Origin of the sequence: Paenibacillus sp. FSL L8-0436 (assembly GCF_038593025.1) — a bacterium.
Lineage (GTDB): Bacteria > Bacillota > Bacilli > Paenibacillales > Paenibacillaceae > Paenibacillus_AQ.
The window spans coordinates 4,041,863-4,056,991 of record NZ_CP151955.1 but is presented as its reverse complement, the minus strand read 5'-3'; the positions used below and the strand labels follow the sequence as shown (position 1 = coordinate 4,056,991).

Genomic DNA, 15,129 nt, shown 5'->3' with positions numbered 1-15,129 from the left:
GGGCGTTGCATTTAAATTTGTATTGGATTTATAATAGGGAACGGCAGACACAGGATGTTGAAAGGAGGAGAGTCCTATGCGAAATGGCTTTCATTCCATCCACCATCGGTTGTTTCTGCTGTTTCTTTTTTGCATGTCCAGTATTCTGCTGATTGTCAGCCTGCTGTACTATAACCGGACTACTGTTCAGCTGCATGAAAAGATCAGTGATCTGTCGCAGAAGAACGTCGCTCAAACGGCCGGGCTGTTTACCCTGCTCTACAAGGGGTATGATTCCCTGTCCAAATCACTCAGCAATAACTTTGAGATGGTTCGCCTGCTCAATGAAACAACCGATGAACCGGCAGTGGCTTTTATCAATGAACAGACCATCACGAATATCATTGGCTCGATTTTTTATTCGCGGGACGATCTGGTAGGCATCCATGTCATCATGGACAAAGGCAAAATTTATAATTACGGCAACTACATGAACGTGGTCGATCCGGAGTATCACACCGAGGACTGGTACCATGAGCTTAAGGCTTCTACAGGGAAAATGGTCTGGCTCGGCGTGTACGAACATTCGCTCATTGATGAGGTCGAGGACAGTCCTGTATTCGCTTTCGGGAGGCAAATCTATGATCTCAATGAACACAAACCGATAGGCATCGTTCTGTACGAAACAAACCCGCAGCCTGTTCTTGATGCGCTGGATAATCTGAAGCTGGGAGCGCACAGCCAGGTTTATCTGATGTCTCAGGATGGGCGTTTTGTATCCTCGGCTACGGACCCGTCACCAGTCGTGGAGAATTTGCCGTCCCTGCAGGGGGATAAGGATGTCATTGTGCAGCAGGAAAGCGACCGCTTAATAGTGGCCTCCAAGCTGTCCTTCTCCGGCTGGTGGGTAATGAGCATCACTCCGGACGAAGATCTCAATGTGGAATTGAACGAAATGAAGCGATACCTGCTGATTGTAATTTCCATTCTGATTTTCGTATCCACCCTGATTGCTTCGATTGTGTCGCAGACCATATCCTCACCGCTCAAGAAAGTGATCCGGGAGATGAAGCAGGTGGAAATCGGAAACTTCCGGGGCGTGGTTAATGTGTCTTCCTATCAGGAAATCAATATTCTCGTCGCGTCTTTCAACCGGATGGTCCGGCGGATTGAGGAATTGATCGAACGGGTCAAGCTCTCTTCTGTCAGTGAGAAGAACGCCGAGCTGCATGCGCTGCAGTCCCAGGTGAACCCGCATTTTCTCTACAACACACTGGATATGATTTACTGGATGCTTGATGAGGAAGCGAATGAGCAGCTGGGCGAGCTTGTACTCTCATTGTCCTCCATGTTCCGTTACAGCAGCCAGTGGGAAGACGGCGCGGAAGTTACCCTTGAGGAAGAGATGGAGCAGATCGGCCATTATCTAAAGATCATTTCCATCCGTCTTGAAGGCAGGCTGCATATTGTCGCCGAAGTCGATGAGCGCTGGCTGAACATCCGCGTTCCGAAGATGACGGTGCAGCCGGTGATCGAGAATGCTGTCAAGCATGGATTGGAATCACTTAACCGTCAGGGTATCTTGAAGGTGTACACCCGTGAAGAAGGGAATGTTCTGAAATTATTCGTTGAAGATAACGGTAATGGCATGAATGCGGAACAGCTGGAGCGGCTGCAGGATTCGCTAAACGGAGACAGTCCGAAAGAAGGCGGCAAAGGCGGGATCGGCTTGCAGAATCTCCACCGCAGGCTGCAGTATATGTTCGGGGATGGTTACGGTCTGCAGATTCAAAGTTTACCCGGAGAAGGGACACAGGTTGCCATCATGCTTCCGATTAGAGTGGAGGGAGACACATACAAGTGAATATTCTCATAGCCGATGATGAACGGGTTATCCGCGAAGGCATCAAACGTACGATTAAGCATCTGTACCCGGAGTATCAGGTTTTTGTGGCCACAAGGGCCGAGGAAGCTGTCAAGGTGCTGGAAGAACAGCGTATCCACATCGTGTTGACTGATATCCTAATGCCGGGTATGAATGGCCTTGAGTTTATGAAAATTTCCAAACGCAGATATCCCTATGTGAAATGGATCGTGATCTCCGCTCATAGTGAGTTCTCCTACGCACAGGAGGCGATCCGTCTTGGAGCGAGGGATTATCTGCTCAAGCCGATCGGCAAAAACAAGCTGGAGGAGATCATCAATAATCTGACGCTGGAGATCCAGAAGGACAACGACGTTTCACGACAGGGGGAAAGGCTGAAGGCAAGCCTCAGATTTCTGCGTGAAGGTGTATTCCAGCGGCTGGCCTCTGGCCTTGATATCGGCAATTTGGATATTGGTCCGTTCATCGAAGATTATCACAACTTTTACTTGGTGATGGTACAGCTGGACCCGGGGGAAAAAAGCGCGCGCCTGGAGCATTTTATCGTGGAGAATGTACTTTCTGAGCTGATCGAGCTGCATGGGAATGGTTTCGTCGTCAATTTCGACCGGCAGAGTTTACTCGGCCTGGTTACCTTGAGGGAGAACGAGCGGATTGAACCGTTCCAGGAGGAGCTCCGTGACCATCTCAACCATTATCTGAAGATGCCTTTTCAAATCCTGCATTCCGGCTTGAGTTACGATTTCAATACCGTGCCGCAGGTCGTGAAACGGATGAGGGAAGCATCCGCTTCACAAGCCTTTGAGGCGGAACCGCTGAAGGGAAGCGGAGAGAAGGCCATTGACGTTGCGCTGCATTTTATCAGGGAGCATTACAACGAGGATCTATCGCTGGAGAAGATGGCCTCTGTCGTGTTCCTGAACCCGGCGTACTTCAGCCAGTTGTTCAAGCAAAAGACAGGGCAGGGGTACAAAGAATACGTCACCTCACTGCGGCTGGAGCAGGCAAAGCTGCTGCTGCTGAACCCCAAGCTGAAGCTGGCTGAAATCGCAGAACGTGTAGGGTATCAGGACATGCGCCATTTCACTCAGATGTTCCGCAAAAAGTTCCAACTGACTCCGACTGAATACCGCCAGCAGCAGAACATCAATATTCTTCTGACCAAAGGCTGCCCGCCGCAATAAAAAAGGAAGCTGACGCCGATTATCGAAACCGGTTCAGCTTCCTTTTTTGTTCATTTACTCGAAAGTCCTGCATTTCTTACAGCCTATCAGATGTTGCTGGTGCCGTAAAAAGTGTTAACCGTGTCCATTTCATTGAAAGCAAAAATAAACAATATAAAAAGCAGAATAAGTATGGTGTAAATAATCGTCCCGACAATCCCGCAGACGAGACCGGCGATGGCAAGACCTCTACCCGCTTCATAACGGGTATGAATCTCTTTCAGGGAAATCGCGGAAAGTATAATGGCAATAATTCCGAACACCAGCCCGATATAAGGTGTCACAATAGACAAAATTCCTAGAACCAATGAGGCAATGGATTTGCCGTTTGTCTGTGCCGGCGGGGGTGGCGGCGTATAATACTCCTGATGCCCAAACGGTTGATAGCTCATGAACGAACTCCTTTATCTAACAAATTGTTATTACTGTTCCTTGCATTATATAACAATTTCCAGAATATTACGGTGATGAATTATTGATCATTTCGGCTGTTCTATATAATTTAGCCAATGCTCCAGCTTCACCGCTAGCGTAAGGCCGACGGATTCGGCCAGACGAATGGAGGCGATATTGGTATCCTCCACCTGATATCTTGGAATATAACCTCTCTGCAGCGTATGGAATACCGCAGTGCGGACGACCCGCTGTGCAAGTCCGCTTCTTCTGCCGGCTTCGGCCGTACGTACGGCCCCGATTTCCCAGATTTGTTCCTCGTTGCGGAAGACGAGGCAGGTGCTGAGTGGCGTGTCTCCCCGGAATATGGATATGGAAAAAGCGCCGTCTGCAAAATAATGCTCAATTTCTTCCTTGCTGTAATCATTCGCCCGCCATAATGGAAGCAGCCGTTCATCCATCTGTTCGTTCAGTACAGCTTCGGCGTCCGGATCGAAACGTTGCTCTGCTGTAGAACTATAGGAATAAAAGCATCGTACTTTGTGCAGCGGAAATTGACCGGCAATCGAAATCCGTGTCTGCTCCTGAATTTTGAAGACCAGATTCGTTTCTCCAGGCAATCGCTTTAGCAGCTCGGGCAGCACCTCAGGGCTGCTGTAATCCATCAGCACTATTTTCTCGGCATTCGGGTATATCCGCTGATCAAAGGAATAAGCGTCCGCAGGCAGAAGCAACAGAATCCCCCAGTGTTCCTGCTGGTGGACCAGATAGCTGTCTATAACTTGATGATAAGCGGTCATCATCTTTAACGGGGTTACATTTTTCAGCGGATTCTCACGCAAATACTTCATAATCAATTCAGTCTGGCCCAATGAACTTCACTCCTGTTCTTATTTATATTCACGAATTACTTTAAGTCCGACTGCAGCTCCGGTTCCAAACAGAAAAAGGATAAGACCGGCAGCAAGCATGGTTCCAGAGGCTCCAAAATGGTCGGCTGACGAAGAAAAGACAGCAAGTCCCAAAGGGGGACCTACACTCATTAAGGACCCCAGTACACCGAACATCCGCCCTTGCAGGTCCTCAGGAACCTCGAGTCTCAGGATGATATTAATCAGTAAAGTGCTGAATGAGAAGGTGAAGCCGATTAGCAGAATGAGCGGGATGGCCACCATCATTGAGGTAGTAACCGACAGCAGGGCGTACAGCGGACCCAGCAGCAGGAGACTGACAGCAACCAGCAGACCACGGTGCCTGATCCTGTTCCCGGCAGTCAATATCAAGCCCGATCCAAGCATGTACCCGAGCGGGATGCAGCTCTCCATCAGACCAAACTGAAACGGACTTGCCTTCCATACCTGCACGGCCATGACTTGCGTCAGCATGAGGCAGGAGAGGAAAAATAGTGTGAGTACGGGAAGCAGTAAGGTAACAGCTCTAGAAAAGGGATTACTCCAAATATAACGAAAACCGCTGAAAATATCTTGCTTGAACGTTTTTTTTGGTCCACGTGCGGCTTTAACACCAGTGAATGAGCCTGAGGCTAGCACCAGCAAGAAGGCTAATAGAAAGGTCATCCCATCTACAAAGATCGCCCAAGCGCCACCGAAGGCAGCGACAAAGATTCCGCCAAGAGCGTAACCAACAGTACGGGAGATGTTCTCTGACAAGGTCATCCAGCCTGCTGCCTGCTGAATATGCTCTTTGCCGACGACAGTCAGCAGGGAAGCCTGGAAGGCAGGAGACTGAAATTGTCCGGCAGAGGTTACAATTCCGGTAAGACAAACAATCAGGACGAAGGAGAGATTAGGGCTGGTTAGGGCGTAAGCGATTCCCAGTACAGTGATGCTCTGCACCAGATAGGCACATACAATCAGCGTTCTGCGGTTGACGCGATCGGCGAGTGTACCGGCCACGCTTCCTAGCAATGAACAGATGACAAGGTTGCTGACAGTCATGATGCTCATCATTTTAGCACTGCCAGTCTCTTGCAGCACCCACAGACTAAGAGCGAGACTGTGAAAGGCATTTCCCAGTATCGTAAGCGTACTGGCTGTGAACAACAGCAGGAAAACTTTGTTTTTGCGTAAAACCGGATAGTTCACTTGGGGCACAGGTGGGGCATTCACCATCTCAGCGCTGGGAATATTCATCAATAAAACCTCCTCGTAATTACTTAACTTAAACGTTTAAGTTATTATAGAGAATTTATTGGAGAACTTCAACCAAAAATTGATTGCTGCCTGTCAGGCTGGTATCGTACTGTTCGCGGAAAACAGATGTCATTAATTCATAGGCGGTCAGTGCTCTATCGTTCTGAAACTGTATGATTGTCGTGCTGTCCAGCAGGATTTCCGGTACCCCGCAGGTGCAAATCGCTGTAACAGAAGAGGCCAAGGCAGTTTTTTCAACAGCTTTTGCCAAAAATTCATTGATGACGATGACGTGCTTATCCCGGTTAAGGGCCAAAAAGCTCATGAGTTCACTTTGTGCCTCTTGCGAATTGTTCACGATATGAATATGCTCCTGCGGCAAGGCGGATTCAGCAATGACCCACTCCGATAACGCCTTGTTATAATAGCTCTCCATGACCAGACAGGAGGGAGCTGCGGAGGAGGATACAGCAGCCTGCAGAGCTTGCGGATAGTTATAATTAACCTGGTTAAATAGACGGTCATCAATGATGCTGTCGATCAGAATCAGCGGAACGCCTTCCACAAAATTGGCGGATATCCGGTAGAACATCTCATCCATAACATCTAGCACAAAGACAGCATCCAGTTTACGTTCACGGATTACGTCCATCGCAGGATTAAGGGGATTCAAACGGACAAGCAGTGTATGATAACCGGCTTCTGTTAGCATCGCTTCCAGACTTTCCACCAGCGACATGTAATTTTGGCGTTTCCAATAGGGCAATGCGGATGTCCGGTTAATCAGGATGCCGACCAGTCCTGTCCGTTGTTTGACCAGGGAACGCGCTGCGAGATTCGGGACATAGTTCAGTTCCCGGGCAATTTGCAGTATACTCTGCCGGGTCGGGTCAGGGATCGTCTGGTTCTTCACATTGTTCAGCACATAGCTGACCGTGGCTACTGAAACGTTTGCCTGGCGGGCAATATCCTTCATTGTCGCTTTTTTCATCGGGCATTCTCCTTAACAAGGCTTAGAAGAAAAGCCTATCATTCAGCCACGGGACAAGTCAACTGAATGGAAAACTAAAAATATTTACTTGGAGACAAGAAAAGGCTGCGCCCCATCATTCAGCGACGGGGCGCAGCCTGTTTGCTGTACAATTTTACAGCTTAAGTTTCATTTTTGGTGACACCATTCAAACTGGGAACATAATCTTCAGCCTTATTGGCGTTTAACATTTGGGGTTCTTCAGTAAGATGTGCATGGTTTTGCTGGTTGCTTTTCTTATCTGCTTTCTTATTTGCACGGTCGTGTTTGGGATCGGCACTATTTTTGGGCATGATTTCACCTCCATCTGCTAACAGATAGTATGAGATACTGGTTTGCATTTTATCCCAGCTATCTGAAATCGGGGGTGCGCAGCCACTCTGTAGTATGCACCGGGTCATTTACAAAGAGCGGAGGTTTACAGTAAGCTGACAGAACACTAACAAACCCAGTAAAGAAGGTGACGGTCATCGCTGTAAGCCCTGTTCCTATTGAAGTTGTTCCTTATAATCCCGCTTGGAAGGCCGAATTCAGCAGAATCAAAGAGCGGATGCTTGAGATCCTCGGAGATCTTGTCATTGCTGTCGAGCATGTGGGCAGTACCTCTATTGAAGGTTTGGCGGCCAAACCGATTATAGACCTCGATCTTGTGATGGAGAGCTATGAGGCACTGCCTGATATTGTTGAGAGGTTCCGGGAATTTGGTTATGTGCATCTTGGAAATCTTGGGATCGAAGGCAGAGAGGTATTCGAGTGCGAGAAGGATGACGGTTTGATGCATTATCATCTATATGTATGTCCCAAGGACGGTAAAGGTTATCTGGAGCATCTCGCTTTCCGGGACTATCTGCGGAGTCATCCCGCTGCGGTTCGGGCGTATGAGGAAGTAAAGCTGGCCCTGGCAGAACAATACCGCAATGACAGAGAAGCCTATACGGAGGGCAAGACAGCTTTTGTACATTCAATCCTAAACAAAGCCATGCAGTGAGCGGAGAAAAAAGTATGAATAGAGCGGCAACCGGACCCTGAATAACAGGTCAGCCGGTTTCCGCTCTTTTTTAACGTGAAAGGTTCTTAAAGTATATTGCTCCAAAACTGTGCGTCGGACTGTTCGTTAGGCAAAGTGGCGGTATATTCGTTTATGCCCGGCGGATCACTGAACCCAAAGCTTCTCCAAGGGTTAATCATGGGTGAACCGAAGCATATATGTGCCTCCCGTAAGGCATTGTCACAAACGATCGACCATAACGTCCCGAAGCCTTCACCATAGTGATGGCAGCAGACGCCTTCCGGCAGGTGCTGACCTGCCAGTTGTTTCATTGCTTCCAGCGGATTATAGTCCGTTCCTCTGTTCCAGAGAGTCGAGTACATCGCCTCTTGCCTCGCTTGCGAGTTATGCATCAGCTGAAGGTTATGTTGCTGCATGGCTGGCAGCGTATAGTGATTGGTGGAAACGACAAGCTGGGAAAGGCTCGCCGCCCTGGCATCATAAACCTCAATTTCCTTATGTGCCCCCGCTGCTTCGATCAATGCCATTGAACCGTGCCTGTCGGTCACTAGAAAGTTCCTGTAATCGGAAATCGGCATGCTGCGCAGCAGGGTAACAGCTTCACTGGTTGTAGTACAGCCATCGAGCAGGGCCCGAACCACTCCCGGGAACACAAAGCCCTCACCTGTCATTTCTGGCCGGATTCTGCCGGAGGTCGTGGTCACGCTGAGACCTTCGTCATTCATGCCGTCATACCGGCCGAAGAGCTGAAGTGAAAATCCGATGTGGGGGGGCTTGCCCGTCACACGGGTAGTGCTCAGCAAAAGCTGATTATAGGGAGCATCCTCCCAGCCAAAATCGTACGTCCGCATGTGATATGTACGGCTTTCGTCTATAGGACCGGTTCGCAAGGCTGCCTGGCTGCAATGGCCGGCTGACTGGAAATAAGAGAAGTAAAAGACGACCGCTTCTTCCCGGATGCCGGTTTCATCGGCGAAACCTTTGATTTCCTGATTGACCCCGGGACAATATTTCTCGAACATATTCATTGCCTTATCAGCGGCAGCCGGATGGAGCGGCGGACTGCCCATAAACGGCGAGGACATAAAGGACATAAAAACAGTGTCGTGTTTATAAAATGCCCCTAGTGCGCGCCCGACTTCATAATGTGTTCCTTCCGTAACAATATGCTGGTAAATGGATGTTTTGAGGTCCATGTGAAGCTCCTTCTACGTTTACTCTCTGCGCAGAGTAGCTCTATTATAAAACTGTTACCGCTACGGCGGCAAAGCCGTGACAATGCTGAATCGGACGCTGTGGTTCCAAGGTGAAGTTATTTCACGCCCTATATGTGCAATATGCTTGGCTACAGTTGAATTTTCTTGTATTCATGGCATTTGGATGGTAAATTATAGATATAAGTTTGGGATTCAAATTCAGCTAATAATTGCATGAAATGTGTACATGAATCAATCCGCCAGTCCGTATGTTGGCGGGTTGATTTTTTTGAAAAAAGCCAGGATGGTATGACTATGTTCTGCTGTGAACAAAACGTTTTATGGTCCAAAAAGGTACCGTAAGTATACCTTTATTTGTTGAAATGCTTAAGGAATCCGAAGGATGGTCAATTTCACAAAGGCCGGTAAAAGTTTCACCGCTCACAAGATGAACACGCTGCTTCATACTTTGCTCCAAGGCCGACTGTATTTCTATTTTTCTCATTCATTTCACTTCCTTTTGAAACTGTGGCATTATGATCTCTACTTATCATTAAACAGGATTAGAAGAATTTAACAGACATAATGGTTACAATATTGTATTATTATTATATACATTAGCTTGAAACCGGGTTATTCTTAAAGTAACTGTTTACAGTGAATCTAGACCCAAGCACCCTCCAGGTTAGGACGGATAGGTTGATTTTTTCAGAAAAATGGAGTTGGAGAGGTGAATGGTTGTGGATACAAGGAAAGGTATCAAAGGAATTTATCAGGAGATCCTTGAACGGATCGAATTGCTGTTATTGAACTCAAGTCTTGAGTATGTGGAGCACTCTTCTGAAGTAATAGAGGGGGGCGTGTATGCTTGGGGACAAGTTGACGTATTGAAAGATGCGTACCGGATGGCTTTGATTGAAGAATATTTAATTCTTGTTACCCGAATGCGCTTGGATTTGGAAGAGAAAGACAGCAAAGCTCTGGCCAGTTTTGACCATAGCTGCAATATTGTATTAACGTATTTAAAGCAGGAAACGTTTGTGTACGAGAGTACGACAGACGATGTATTGAAGACGATTGAAAAAGAATTGGCTATTCAGTACTTCCTAATGAACATGCCGGTGGAGAATTTGAAGTAATTGTCCCCATAACCTGGTCGTCGCGGTGAATCGGGCATATCTTTATTGGTGAAATATTCAATCTAATAGCGTTTAGCTCTCAGTCCGCCAGTGTTCAACTGGCGGATTTTTCCGTTGCTTTAAATTCTCATAGATGGTTATAATACAAACAAGTGTTCTTATTTATGGGGCTGAGGAGGTCAGACAACATGAAGAAATTTGACAGCATATTTGACTGCAGCCGGATGATGACTCCGGAGCACAAACGCCGAATCATCCAGGATGAAGAAAAACAGTGTCTGCGAAGCAAACCCGTGCTCGATGCTCAGGAATGGGAGCTAATAGATCAAGTACTTGCTTATTCCAAGCGTTATAACGAACAGATCACAATTACGCTGTTCGATCCAGAACAAGACCATAAGATCAGGGGCGTTGTCATGTCGGTGGACCTGCAACTGAGACAGGTCAAATTACAGATTGAGTATGAATATGATTGGATTAAGATTGACGATGTTATTCAAGCGACTACATAAATAAGGGTCCCAATCCTGGGACCCTTTCTTTAAAATTTATATGTTCATGTCATAAAAGATTTTGCATTCTGCTTGTTACTACAATGTTGATGCGTATGGTTTGAACTCGTCCGGTATAGCCGTTACCCCTATTATAGCCTCGACAGCTTTCCAGGCCGCTTCAAAACTTGTTCCGCTGTAGCTTGTTCTATCCCGCGCGGGGCCAGACAATGACATGTCAAACACTATAAATTCTCCGGACTCTTCAATGAGTCTGAAGCTTACTGCGCGGTCTTTTGATTGCATTCGAATCTCCTTCAATTGGACAACCTCCTTTATCATTTCTGCACTATATAGATTGAAAGTAATTATTTTGGCAATGGCGTAGCTACGCTGAATATTTGGACTTCCGGCCGCTGTTGTCTGCAGATTTCTTTGATTTGTACCGCTGTTCGCGGTGGAAATCCGCAGACAAAGGCGAACGCATTCGCTCCTACAGTTCCAAATTTCCCCTCCGCTACTTTTGCCCTTTTATGTAGTTATTAAGTTCATTCTATATAGTATAAAGTCTACACAGCAGTATACCGCATCACCCCAATTGCATCAATTAACTAATACGCTGCAAGGAGCAACATTGACGGGAAGGTATTGAAACACTACAATTAGCACGAGTAGCCGTTGGAATAATTTAGGATTTCATTTTTCCACCGGATAAATTTGAAACCCATAAGGCGGGCTAACAGGAGGTGAAGGAACAATGAGAAGGTCGGTCAACCTGTTTAGAGTTTTATTCATGATGATCATTGTCTACTTACTGGTTAGTCTTGTTGCAGGCGTAATCGGGATGAATTTTGACAAATTATAAAGAGTCTGTTCTGCAGATAGGAGGAAGTCCATGAAGGGCGAACATTTAAAATATTTAGGCGGCGGTATAATTGTTCTTGGACTGATTGCTTCGATTCCTGTAGCCATGAATATGGGCACATTATCTGCCGGTTTCTATCTGTTCATCTGGTCCTGCCTGATTGGCGTGTTTTTTATCGGTTTCGGGGAGCTGCTGTATTCGGTGCAACGGATTGAGCTTAAGATCGCGGGGGAACGTCCGCACTATGATCCATTGACAGGTCAATATGTTGACAAGTCGGACAGAAAATAAAGCTGCGCTTAGACGGGCATTTTAGATTAAAAGTACGCAAGAACATATATAGTGACTAATAGGTTTTAAAACAACCCTGCCGGTGAACTCCGTCAGGGTTGTTCATCATTCGCCTTAACTCTCACGGAGAACGGCGCGATACTCGCTCGGCGGCATGCCAGTGTATTTGCGGAACTGCTTGGAGAAGTAGAGGGCATCGTTAAATCCGACGGATGAGGCCACCTGATCGATGGTGAGTGTTCCCCCCAGCAGTTCCCTGGCTTTGTCCATCCGCATCTTCAGCAGATACTGCTTGGGAGACAAACCGGTCTTCTGTTTGAATGCCTTGGACAGATGCACCCGGTGATAACCCAACGTCGCCGCCATGTGGTCGATGCTGATCTGCTGGTGGAACTGCAGTGAGATCCAACGGATCGCCTGGTCAATCTGGCGGTCAATGACCTCGGGCATTTCTTTGGGACGGGCTGGAAGGACACTGAGGTTGGCCAGCCCGAACTGGTGGAGCAGCAGCCGGGTCCAGCCGGAGGCCTCCAGGCTTTCCAGCCGGGGATAAGGGGATTGCTGGAAGGCCAAGCGAATATGTTCGTACAGGCTGTGCAGCTCGCGGGTGTTCCCGGAATGCAGCAACGGCCGTTCCTTGGTAATCCCGGCATCGGAGAGCAGTGCCGTAACAGCTTCCCCCTGTAAGGCTACCCATACGTAGTGCCAGGGGCTGTCCTTGTCAGCCTGGTAACTGAATAGGGACCCCGGATAAATAACAAATGTGTCTCCGGTCCGGCAGTGCCGCGAGACATTCCCGCTTTGAAAGAAGCCCTCACCATCCAGCACGGTATGGATTAAAAAGTAATCATGCACGGAGGGGCCGATCTTGTGTCCGGGTACGGGTCTGCCTTCACCACTGAATAATACGGCCATGTCCTGCTCTTCTGGTACGAGATTAAAGCTGGCAGTGAAGTACGAATGTTCGAGATTCATTGAAGGGCCTCCCATACATGAATGACTGAGTCATATTGATATTGCATTTAATCTCAGGCTACTACATTACGATTCCAAATGCAACAAAGATCCATATCTCACTTGTATTTCTCCATACTCATTTCTGGCGTTCTATTTTATAGTGAATATAGCAAAAAAACAGCGGATAATGACTGTCGTTACTGCAATCATCTGCCCTATTCATCCTTGCATAAACTCCTTATTTGCTTATGGCAGGCATTCTTACCGCAACCAACAGGAGGCGTATTGTTCATGTCCAAAATTACATTTATCGGTGCAGGAAGCACTGTTTTTGCCAAAAACGTTCTGGGTGACTGCATGGCGACAGCGGCGCTGCAGGGTTTCGAGCTTGCCTTGTTCGACATTGATCATCAGCGGCTAAAGGACTCAGAGAACATGCTTAACTCCATTAAGAATAGCAGCGGCAGCACATGCAGGATTAACGCTTACTCCGACCGCAAAGAAGCGCTGCGCGGCGCCAAGTATGTCATTAACGCGATTCAAGTCGGAGGTTACGATCCCTGCACCATAACCGATTTTGAAATTCCGAAGAAATACGGTTTGCGGCAGACGATTGCGGATACGGTAGGCATCGGCGGCATTTTCCGCAATCTGCGCACCATCCCGGTGATGCTGGAATTTGCTGCGGATGTACGCGAGGTCTGCCCGGATGCGCTGTTCCTGAACTATACCAATCCAATGGCTGTTCTGACGAATGTAATGAACACCTATGGCGGTGTGCAGACAGTAGGACTGTGTCATAGTGTGCAGCAGTGTATCCCCGGATTATTTGACCACCTTGGAATCGACCGGACGGGAGTGCAGGCGAAGATCGCCGGAATCAACCACATGGCTTGGCTGCTGGAGGTCACGAAGGACGGGAAGGATCTTTATCCGGAGATTAAGCGCCGGGCGGCAGAGAAACAGCTGGAGCCTCACACAGATATGGTACGTTATGAAATGATGCTGAAGTTCGGCTACTACATTACAGAATCGTCTGAGCATAACGCGGAGTACCATCCTTATTTTATAAAAAGGAACTACCCGGAGCTGATCGAACGCTTCCAGATTCCGCTCGACGAATATCCGCGCCGCTGTGTGGAGCAGATTGGCCGCTGGCAGCAGCTGCGCGAGGAACTCGTCGGCAACCACGAGCTTCAGCATGAACGCTCGCATGAATATGCCTCTTATATTCTGGAAGCGATCGAGACGAATGTACCGTTCAAGATCGGCGGCAACGTGATGAATACAGGGCTGATCACCAACTTGCCACGGGAGGCCTGTGTCGAAGTTCCGTGTCTCGTGGACAGCAGCGGGGTTACACCTACCTTTGTGGGGGATCTGCCTCCGCAATGTGCCGCTCTGAACCGCACGAACATTGGCACACAGCTGCTGACCATCGAAGCGGCAATCACCGGTAAAAAAGAGCATATCTATCATGCGGCCCTGCTAGATCCGCATACGGCAGCAGAGCTGTCGATGGATGATATTGTGAACATGTGTGATGAATTGATAGCTGCCCACGGCGACTGGCTGCCGCAGTATCAATAGCATATAAGTATGACTAACAGAGCCCGGGAAACCGGGCTTTTTGTCTGTCTAAACAGGGAGCCTGCTGAGGCTAATGGACGATGTTTTTCCCGGAGTGTCCAAACCGTAAGCAGCAGTACGAATATCTTATATATAGATATTCATTTACGGAACCGCTCTGGAGGTGAGATTCGGTGTTCGTCGAGAAAAGTATGCTTGCGCCAGATACGTCTTATGCGACTCCCTATTATGTCGTTAGCGGCCTACGTCCCGGCCCGGTCTTTATGGTGGTGTCCGGAATACACGGGAATGAACCAGCCAGCATCCGTGCAGCGCAAAATCTGGCGGGAATGTTCACCCGCAGTGAGCTGATCCTCCTAAAAGGCAGACTTATTATAGTCCCTCTGGTGAATAAAAAGGCTTATCGTAAGAAGATTAGAGGCAAGCCGGATTTAAACCGGAGCTTTCCTTACCGTGGTAAATCGAAGGCCAGCCATTCGCTGGCAGGAGCCTTATTTCAGCTGGCGCAGCACCATGGCCCTTCGTGGTATCTGGATCTGCATGAAGCAAACGGACTTTCACAAAAAAATCCCAAACGGGTTGGCCAGACTTTAATTATTAGTCCGGGAAGCCGTACAGCTAGAGTGGCTAAACAAATCGTTAAACGAATGAACCGGTCGATAACTCAGTCCTCCTATCATTTCAATATCCGGCGGCGTGAGCGAAACGGAACCTCGCGGAAGGCGGTTCGGGAAATTCTCGGTACGAAAGCGGTCACCGTTGAGACTTGCTGGAGTCTGGACTTCTCTTTACGGGTACAGTACCAGTTGGACATCGTGCGCCATTTCTTAAGAACAACCGGATTTATTGGTTGAAGATGATGAGAAGAGACTGTTCACTTCAGGCTGAACCCGCAAGCAATTGAGGGTTCAGCCTTGTTTTGCGTCCT

The 15,129-nt window shown here is 48.1% G+C and carries 17 protein-coding genes; 8 read left to right on the top strand and 9 right to left on the bottom strand.

The genetic code is table 11. The features are described 5' to 3' along the window. Positions 1 to 76: 76 nt before the first annotated feature. Both NSS79_RS18360 and NSS79_RS18355 read left to right on the top strand, forming a co-directional pair. Positions 77 to 1,843, top strand: coding sequence for a sensor histidine kinase (locus NSS79_RS18360; RefSeq protein WP_342435606.1), 1,767 nt, complete (start codon positions 77 to 79; stop codon positions 1,841 to 1,843). Then, positions 1,840 to 3,048, top strand: a complete 1,209-nt coding sequence (locus NSS79_RS18355) for a response regulator (RefSeq protein ID WP_342435605.1) — start codon at positions 1,840 to 1,842, stop codon at positions 3,046 to 3,048. The genes NSS79_RS18360 and NSS79_RS18355 overlap by 4 nt, the downstream gene beginning before the upstream one ends. An 86-nt stretch (positions 3,049 to 3,134) precedes the next feature. On the opposite strand, the gene NSS79_RS18350 is transcribed toward NSS79_RS18355, so the two are convergent. The 5 genes from NSS79_RS18350 to NSS79_RS18330 all read right to left on the bottom strand — a co-directional run bounded on the left by NSS79_RS18350 (position 3,135) and on the right by NSS79_RS18330 (position 6,956). After that, positions 3,135 to 3,479 (bottom strand): DUF4190 domain-containing protein, encoded by a 345-nt coding sequence (locus NSS79_RS18350; protein ID WP_342435604.1) that lies wholly within the window; start codon positions 3,477 to 3,479, stop codon positions 3,135 to 3,137. Positions 3,480 to 3,566: 87 nt separating this feature from the next. Next, the gene (locus NSS79_RS18345) at positions 3,567 to 4,352 is read right to left on the bottom strand and encodes a GNAT family N-acetyltransferase (protein WP_342435603.1); all 786 of its coding nucleotides are present in this window, start codon (positions 4,350 to 4,352) and stop codon (positions 3,567 to 3,569) included. Between the two features lie 18 nt (positions 4,353 to 4,370). Further along, positions 4,371 to 5,633: an MFS transporter gene (locus NSS79_RS18340; protein WP_342435602.1), complete on the bottom strand. Its 1,263-nt coding sequence runs from the start codon at positions 5,631 to 5,633 to the stop codon at positions 4,371 to 4,373. Positions 5,634 to 5,688: 55 nt separating this feature from the next. Further along, complete coding sequence (locus tag NSS79_RS18335; RefSeq protein ID WP_342435601.1) at positions 5,689 to 6,624, bottom strand: LacI family DNA-binding transcriptional regulator; 936 nt, start codon at positions 6,622 to 6,624, stop codon at positions 5,689 to 5,691. Positions 6,625 to 6,785: 161 nt separating this feature from the next. Beyond that, positions 6,786 to 6,956 carry a hypothetical protein gene (locus tag NSS79_RS18330; protein WP_342435600.1) on the bottom strand — a complete coding sequence of 57 codons (171 nt, stop codon included), beginning with the start codon at positions 6,954 to 6,956 and terminating at the stop codon, positions 6,786 to 6,788. A gap of 167 nt (positions 6,957 to 7,123) precedes the next feature. Between NSS79_RS18330 and NSS79_RS18325 the strand changes: the two genes are divergently transcribed. After that, positions 7,124 to 7,651: a GrpB family protein gene (locus tag NSS79_RS18325; RefSeq protein WP_342435599.1), complete on the top strand. Its 528-nt coding sequence runs from the start codon at positions 7,124 to 7,126 to the stop codon at positions 7,649 to 7,651. Positions 7,652 to 7,737: 86 nt separating this feature from the next. On the opposite strand, the gene NSS79_RS18320 is transcribed toward NSS79_RS18325, so the two are convergent. Together NSS79_RS18320 and NSS79_RS18315 are read right to left on the bottom strand one after the other, a co-directional pair. After that, positions 7,738 to 8,868: a C45 family peptidase gene (locus NSS79_RS18320; RefSeq protein WP_342435598.1), complete on the bottom strand. Its 1,131-nt coding sequence runs from the start codon at positions 8,866 to 8,868 to the stop codon at positions 7,738 to 7,740. Positions 8,869 to 9,181: 313 nt separating this feature from the next. After that, positions 9,182 to 9,373: a hypothetical protein gene (locus NSS79_RS18315; RefSeq protein WP_341093553.1), complete on the bottom strand. Its 192-nt coding sequence runs from the start codon at positions 9,371 to 9,373 to the stop codon at positions 9,182 to 9,184. Between the two features lie 235 nt (positions 9,374 to 9,608). On the opposite strand from NSS79_RS18315, the gene NSS79_RS18310 reads away from it, so the two are divergent. Then, positions 9,609 to 10,007: a hypothetical protein gene (locus NSS79_RS18310; RefSeq protein WP_342435597.1), complete on the top strand. Its 399-nt coding sequence runs from the start codon at positions 9,609 to 9,611 to the stop codon at positions 10,005 to 10,007. A 188-nt stretch (positions 10,008 to 10,195) separates the two neighbouring features. Beyond that, positions 10,196 to 10,519: a YolD-like family protein gene (locus NSS79_RS18305; protein ID WP_076111115.1), complete on the top strand. Its 324-nt coding sequence runs from the start codon at positions 10,196 to 10,198 to the stop codon at positions 10,517 to 10,519. Positions 10,520 to 10,597: 78 nt separating this feature from the next. On the opposite strand, the gene NSS79_RS18300 is transcribed toward NSS79_RS18305, so the two are convergent. After that, a complete protein-coding gene (locus NSS79_RS18300; protein WP_076111114.1) occupies positions 10,598 to 10,819 on the bottom strand; it encodes a hypothetical protein in 222 nt (73 codons plus the stop codon). Positions 10,820 to 11,393: 574 nt separating this feature from the next. Here NSS79_RS18300 and NSS79_RS18295 point away from each other — a divergent pair. Beyond that, entirely contained in the window at positions 11,394 to 11,654 is a 261-nt protein-coding gene (locus tag NSS79_RS18295) for a hypothetical protein (protein ID WP_342435596.1), read from the top strand. A gap of 114 nt (positions 11,655 to 11,768) precedes the next feature. Here NSS79_RS18295 and NSS79_RS18290 read toward each other — a convergent pair whose 3' ends face one another. Continuing rightward, positions 11,769 to 12,629, bottom strand: a complete 861-nt coding sequence (locus NSS79_RS18290) for an AraC family transcriptional regulator (protein ID WP_081965845.1) — start codon at positions 12,627 to 12,629, stop codon at positions 11,769 to 11,771. A 273-nt stretch (positions 12,630 to 12,902) separates the two neighbouring features. On the opposite strand from NSS79_RS18290, the gene NSS79_RS18285 reads away from it, so the two are divergent. After that, entirely contained in the window at positions 12,903 to 14,201 is a 1,299-nt protein-coding gene (locus NSS79_RS18285) for an alpha-glucosidase/alpha-galactosidase (protein WP_342435595.1), read from the top strand. A gap of 173 nt (positions 14,202 to 14,374) precedes the next feature. After that, the gene (locus tag NSS79_RS18280) at positions 14,375 to 15,055 is read left to right on the top strand and encodes a succinylglutamate desuccinylase/aspartoacylase family protein (RefSeq protein WP_342435594.1); all 681 of its coding nucleotides are present in this window, start codon (positions 14,375 to 14,377) and stop codon (positions 15,053 to 15,055) included. The last annotated feature ends 74 nt before the right edge of the window (positions 15,056 to 15,129 follow it).

Excerpts from the sequence above, each read along its gene's own strand:
- NSS79_RS18360 (WP_342435606.1), top strand. The coding sequence starts at position 77 with ATGCGAAATGGCTTTCATTCCATCCACCATCGGTTGTTTCTGCTGTTT.
- NSS79_RS18350 (WP_342435604.1), bottom strand. The coding sequence starts at position 3,479 with ATGAGCTATCAACCGTTTGGGCATCAGGAGTATTATACGCCGCCACCC.
- NSS79_RS18340 (WP_342435602.1), bottom strand. The coding sequence starts at position 5,633 with ATGAATATTCCCAGCGCTGAGATGGTGAATGCCCCACCTGTGCCCCAA.
- NSS79_RS18335 (WP_342435601.1), bottom strand. The coding sequence starts at position 6,624 with ATGAAAAAAGCGACAATGAAGGATATTGCCCGCCAGGCAAACGTTTCA.
- NSS79_RS18330 (WP_342435600.1), bottom strand. The coding sequence starts at position 6,956 with ATGCCCAAAAATAGTGCCGATCCCAAACACGACCGTGCAAATAAGAAA.
- NSS79_RS18320 (WP_342435598.1), bottom strand. The coding sequence starts at position 8,868 with ATGGACCTCAAAACATCCATTTACCAGCATATTGTTACGGAAGGAACA.
- NSS79_RS18315 (WP_341093553.1), bottom strand. The coding sequence starts at position 9,373 with ATGAGAAAAATAGAAATACAGTCGGCCTTGGAGCAAAGTATGAAGCAG.
- NSS79_RS18305 (WP_076111115.1), top strand. The coding sequence starts at position 10,196 with ATGAAGAAATTTGACAGCATATTTGACTGCAGCCGGATGATGACTCCG.
- NSS79_RS18295 (WP_342435596.1), top strand. The coding sequence starts at position 11,394 with ATGAAGGGCGAACATTTAAAATATTTAGGCGGCGGTATAATTGTTCTT.
- NSS79_RS18290 (WP_081965845.1), bottom strand. The coding sequence starts at position 12,629 with ATGAATCTCGAACATTCGTACTTCACTGCCAGCTTTAATCTCGTACCA.
- NSS79_RS18285 (WP_342435595.1), top strand. The coding sequence starts at position 12,903 with ATGTCCAAAATTACATTTATCGGTGCAGGAAGCACTGTTTTTGCCAAA.